We start from the raw sequence: 5,044 nt of genomic DNA, 5'->3' as shown, positions 1-5,044 counted from the left end.
GATTGCTGCAGTCAGGGTAGTTTTACCGTGGTCGACGTGGCCGATAGTACCAACGTTAACGTGCGGTTTGTTACGTTCAAATTTTTCTTTAGACATCGATTGTCCCTCTAAGACACGGTTAAATCGGTGGTATCACCACATCAACCAAGCATTTGCTTGACGAATTAGTTTACAGAAAGAAAATCAGGAGGGAGGATTTGGAAGTGGTGCTGATAGGCAGATTCGAACTGCCGACCTCACCCTTACCAAGGGTGCGCTCTACCAACTGAGCTATATCAGCACATACTTGGAGCGGGCAGTGGGAATCGAACCCACATCATCAGCTTGGAAGGCTGAGGTAATAGCCATTATACGATGCCCGCATCCTGGAACTCGGCTACCTGATTGTTCTGAAGAACTTCGAAGACGGGGAAAAGGACGTGAGACACTTAATTCCTCACCTTCACTTGAAGCGACTCTTTCACTTCAAGCTGCCTCATTGCTAAGGCTTGTATGGTGGTGGGGGAAGGATTCGAACCTTCGAAGTCGATGACGGCAGATTTACAGTCTGCTCCCTTTGGCCGCTCGGGAACCCCACCTAATTGTTAGTACTTGAATGGTGCCGGCACCAAGAGTCGAACTCGGGACCTACTGATTACAAGTCAGTTGCTCTACCAACTGAGCTATGCCGGCATCAAGTGCTGCGCATTCTAGGGAGACTTTAAGGGGTATGCAACAAAAAAATTGCATGTTTTGCGCTATCGCTCATGTTTTATTCAAAAAACCTGTTTTTTTACATTTTTAAGCGTTTAAAGGGTTAAATAACGCGCGAAAATATTGCTTCCCTGTGCGGTGATGGCAGCCGCTTCCTTCTGTTGTTTTCCGGTTGCTCTCTAAAAATCTTCTTTACCTACATTTAAGCCAGGCTTATGCACCACAAAAGTACCTTTGCTTCAGTAATGAGCGCGAAAAGCAGCTTTCTCTTTTACGGAGGCTGATTTTACAGCCGAATTTGTTGGCGTATTTTTTGCAATCTCCTTCATGAACGCACTGTTTTTATCATCCAAGGAGTGCAGCGATGAAGATTGTTATGCTTAATGCCGCGACATTACCGGTCTACAGAGATGAACTCGCGCGATTGCTGGTAGAGGCTAACAGCCAGGGAGCTTCTGCAGGCTTCCCTCACGTTATGGAACAAAAGCAGGCTGAAGATTCATTTCATGATTTGCGCCCTGCTCTTTCTCAAAACGAAGTATTGCTTTGGATTGCCAGAGACGAGCAGGGTGTCGTCGGTACCGTTCAGCTTGATTTAGCCGGTAAGACTGAGCTATCCCATCAGGCTGAAATTAGCACCCTGCTGGTGTGTTCTCGGGCGAGACGTCGCGGTGTGGGACGAAAGTTGATGCGAGTTCTGGAAAACACCGCTCAGGATTTGCGTTGCACTGTGCTTTCCTCAGATATGCAGTCAGGCTCAGAGGCTGAAGCTTTCTATCGCTCTCAGGGATATCGCTGCATAGAATGCAGGCACGACACGAGCGGCTACAGCCGAAAAAAAGAAGTGGTCTATTACAAGCAGCTCTCCCTCTTTAGCCCCGCGTCCTATCCTCATTTCTAGTCCGCTATGGTGCGGTGAATTGCACGCCGCACTACAAGAGACTTTTCCCTGTTTGCATAACTTTCTTAAAAATTTTTAAACTCAATCAAAGAAATCGATAAGTTATAAGAAAAAGATCTCCCCCAAAAATTAAGGTGTCTATAATATGCTGCTGGTTTACTGTCTGGAGTTGGCGTGATCGCCTTTCCTGACCTGCGCTAACAGGCAGACTTTAACTTATGAAAAAAAGAGACCCATCTTTGGCAACTCCTTATCTGCAGTTTGACCGTGCGCAGTGGGCAGCCTTACGAGATTCAGTACCCCTCACGCTTAAAGAAGCGGAAGTGGTAAACCTGAAAGGCATCAACGAGGACTTGTCCCTTGAAGAAGTGGCGCAGATCTACCTGCCGCTTTCGCGCCTTCTCAATTTTTATATCAGCTCCAACCTGCGCCGCCAGGCCGTGCTCGAGCAGTTCCTCGGCACCGACGGGCAAAAAATACCCTATGTGATTGGTATTGCGGGCAGCGTTGCAGTTGGTAAAAGCACCACGGCGCGTGTCCTTCAGGCACTCCTGAGCCGCTGGCCAGAGCATCGTTCTGTTGAGCTGATTACGACTGATGGTTTCCTGTATCCCAATAAGACGCTCCAGGAGCGCGGGATCATGAAGAAAAAAGGCTTCCCGCAGTCTTACGATATGCATCAGCTGGTCAATTTCGTTTCCGAAGTCAAATCAGGTGCTAAACATGTGACTGCGCCGGTCTATTCACATCTTATTTATGATGTGATTCCGGAGGGAAATAAAGTCATTGAGCAACCGGATATTTTGATTCTGGAGGGGCTTAACGTACTGCAAAGTGGAATGGATTATCCGCACGATCCGCACCATGTATTTGTTTCCGATTTTGTTGACTTCTCAATATACGTTGATGCTCCGGAAGACTTATTACAGGGTTGGTACATCAACCGGTTCCTCAAATTCCGTCAGGGCGCCTTCTCCGATCCAGATTCTTATTTCCATCACTATGCAAAACTGCCAGAAGAAGAAGCAGTGAATATTGCGACGCAGTTATGGAATGAGATTAATGGATTGAATTTGAAAGAAAACATACTACCAACACGTGAGCGAGCCAGTCTGATTTTGACAAAGAGCGCCAATCACGCGGTCGAAAGTGTCCGGCTGAGAAAATAAACGTTCATCCATCGATATAACGATAAAGGAGAGCCGGGCTCTCCTTTATTTTGATCAAAGGCCACGCAGTGAAATTTCCCCACCGATATAAGGCTTAACGACTCCGTCTTGCTCAAGCAGCAAAGCGCCCTGAGGATCAATTCCACGTTCAATACCATGAATCTCCTGTTCACCGATCAGCAACTTAACCGGACGATCAAGGAAATTATCCAGACCACGCCAGCGGGCGATAAACGGTGTCAGTCCTTCACGCTCAAAATGCAGTAAAGCAGAACGTAGCTCATTTAAAAGTGTGGCAGTGAGTTCATTACGATCTATATTAACGCCGGCTTCCTGCAGGTTAATCCAGCCCTGATTAATCGTATCAGTCGCAGGCTCACGCATTTTGAGGTTAATACCCGCACCGATAACCAGTTGCGCGGCATCTCCGGTTTTACCTGTCAGCTCAACAAGGATCCCCGCCAGTTTACGGTCATTAAGATAAAGATCGTTAGGCCATTTAACCCGGACATCTTTGGCTCCCAGACGCTGAAGCACTTCGGCCATCACTATCCCAATCACCAGACTGAGTCCCATCGCGGCGGCTGGGCCTTGTTCCAGTTTCCAGTACATTGAAAGATAGAGATTGCTGCCAAATGGCGAAAACCATTTGCGGCCCCGGCGACCACGCCCCGCCTGCTGATACTCGGCCACACAGGCATCGCCAGAACTCAGCTCGCCGATTCTATCCATCAGATACTGGTTTGTTGAATCAATGACAGGCAGAACGCTAACTTTCCCAGATGGGAGCATCTCGAGAATTTTAGCTTCATCAAGCAACTGGATCGGATGCGGAAGGCTGTAACCTTTCCCAGGAACGGTAAATATATCTACCCCCCAGTCCCTTACCGTCTGAATATGCTTATTAATCGCCGCACGACTCATTCCCATGGCCGTACCTAATTGCTCACCAGAATGAAACTCGCCATCAGCCAGGATAGAGATTAACTGCAACGGAACCGTAATATCTTTCATGACAACGCCCCTACGGCATTCACTTCGCCCTGAGAGGCGATGAAACGGACTTCTGGTTCGAGCCAGATCCCAAATTTTTCAGCCACAGTATCACGCACGTATTTAGCCAGTGCGCGTACATCTGCGCTGGTGGCATGGTCTTTATTAATCAGCACCAACGCTTGTTTATCATGGACAGCCGCGCCGCCAATGCTAAAGCCTTTCAGACCAGCCTGTTCTACTAACCAGCCTGCTGCGAGTTTAATTTGCCCATCCGGCTGAGGATAAGCAGGCATGGAGGGATACTCTAGACTGATTCTTTTGGCGACAGAGGCATCGACGGTCGGATTTTTATAAAAGCTTCCCGCATTACCCGTCACCGCAGGGTCTGGCAACTTACTTTGGCGCATCGCACATACGGAATCGAAGATCTGGCGGGGAGTCACAGTTTCAGGGCTCAGACGACTTAAATCACCATAAGTAAGTTTTGGCTGCCATTGTTTTACCAGCTTGAGTCCGACAGCGACGATGGCGTAACCTTCTTTATAGGCATGTTTAAAAATGCTTTCGCGATAACCGAACTGGCATTCAGCAGACGTTAAACGGGTAACCTTCCCAGCCTTAAGATCCAAAACATCAACGTAATCGCAAATGCTTTGCAACTCGATTCCATACGCGCCGATATTTTGAATGGGGGCCGAACCGACACAACCTGGAATTAAGGCAAGATTCTCAAGACCGGCAATATTATGCTCCAGGGCATAACAAACCAGCTGATGCCAGTTCTCACCGGCCCCCACATGCATGAGCCATTCATTGGCATTTTCAATCAGCTCAATACCTTTAATCCGGTTAAGAACGATGATTCCGGCAAAATCCTCAAGGAAAAGAACATTACTACCTTCACCTAAAAGCAAAAAGGGCTGCTGCTTTTCCTGCGCCAATTTCCAGGCATCTGATAACTGTTCTGCATTGTGAGCAAAAGTAATTTCAGCAGCATGGGCTGCAAGAGAAAAGGTATTCAGAGACTGAAGAGAAGTGTCGCCAATCGACATAACAATATTACTCATGAGTGACTTAGTTGTGGCTAGTTTAACCGATCCCAAACCCCGTTACTTCGGGTTTTGTGGGCCGTAATGGAGTAACAAACGCCAATACCAGTACAAACATCGAACAAAAAATCCCAAATTCCCCATAGCAAAAAGCCCTGTACGTCAGTACAGGGCTTTCCACTTATTTGATGCCTGGCAGTTCCCTACTCTCGCATGGGGAGACCCCACACTACCAT

The 5,044-nt window shown here is 47.7% G+C and carries 5 protein-coding genes and 4 tRNA genes; 2 read left to right on the top strand and 7 right to left on the bottom strand.

The window, feature by feature from the left end:
• The 5 genes from EC840_RS25065 to EC840_RS25045 form a co-directional block, all read right to left on the bottom strand.
• Nucleotides 1–96, bottom strand: a 96-nt coding sequence (locus EC840_RS25065; protein WP_005339915.1) for a GTP-binding protein, incomplete at its 3' end; no start/stop codon positions are given.
• A 108-nt stretch (nt 97–204) separates the two neighbouring features.
• Nucleotides 205–280 (bottom strand) — tRNA-Thr (locus tag EC840_RS25060).
• 7 nt (nt 281–287) lie between these two features.
• A tRNA-Gly gene (locus tag EC840_RS25055) sits at nt 288–362 on the bottom strand.
• A gap of 131 nt (nt 363–493) precedes the next feature.
• Nucleotides 494–578 (bottom strand) — tRNA-Tyr (locus EC840_RS25050).
• Between the two features lie 18 nt (nt 579–596).
• A tRNA-Thr gene (locus tag EC840_RS25045) sits at nt 597–672 on the bottom strand.
• A gap of 385 nt (nt 673–1,057) precedes the next feature.
• Between EC840_RS25045 and EC840_RS25040 the strand changes: the two genes are divergently transcribed.
• Nucleotides 1,058–1,594, top strand: a complete 537-nt coding sequence (locus tag EC840_RS25040) for a GNAT family N-acetyltransferase (protein WP_112291818.1) — start codon at nt 1,058–1,060, stop codon at nt 1,592–1,594.
• A 218-nt stretch (nt 1,595–1,812) separates the two neighbouring features.
• Nucleotides 1,813–2,763 carry a type I pantothenate kinase gene (coaA, locus tag EC840_RS25035; RefSeq protein WP_112291820.1) on the top strand — a complete coding sequence of 317 codons (951 nt, stop codon included), beginning with the start codon at nt 1,813–1,815 and terminating at the stop codon, nt 2,761–2,763.
• Nucleotides 2,764–2,817: 54 nt separating this feature from the next.
• Here coaA and birA read toward each other — a convergent pair whose 3' ends face one another.
• Entirely contained in the window at nt 2,818–3,777 is a 960-nt protein-coding gene (gene birA, locus EC840_RS25030) for a bifunctional biotin--[acetyl-CoA-carboxylase] ligase/biotin operon repressor BirA (protein ID WP_112291822.1), read from the bottom strand.
• A complete protein-coding gene (gene murB, locus EC840_RS25025) occupies nt 3,774–4,811 on the bottom strand; it encodes a UDP-N-acetylmuramate dehydrogenase (RefSeq protein WP_132967439.1) in 1,038 nt (345 codons plus the stop codon). The genes birA and murB overlap by 4 nt, the downstream gene beginning before the upstream one ends.
• Nucleotides 4,812–5,044 lie beyond the last annotated feature (233 nt).

Origin of the sequence: Rahnella sp. JUb53 (assembly GCF_004346065.1) — a bacterium.
Lineage (GTDB): Bacteria > Pseudomonadota > Gammaproteobacteria > Enterobacterales > Enterobacteriaceae > Rahnella > Rahnella variigena.
This window is presented reverse-complemented; position numbering and strand designations above follow the sequence as displayed.

Coding starts and splice junctions, on each gene's coding strand:
- EC840_RS25040 (WP_112291818.1), top strand. CDS start 1,058: ATGAAGATTGTTATGCTTAATGCCGCGACATTACCGGTCTACAGAGAT.
- coaA (WP_112291820.1), top strand. CDS start 1,813: ATGAAAAAAAGAGACCCATCTTTGGCAACTCCTTATCTGCAGTTTGAC.
- birA (WP_112291822.1), bottom strand. CDS start 3,777: ATGAAAGATATTACGGTTCCGTTGCAGTTAATCTCTATCCTGGCTGAT.
- murB (WP_132967439.1), bottom strand. CDS start 4,811: ATGTCGATTGGCGACACTTCTCTTCAGTCTCTGAATACCTTTTCTCTT.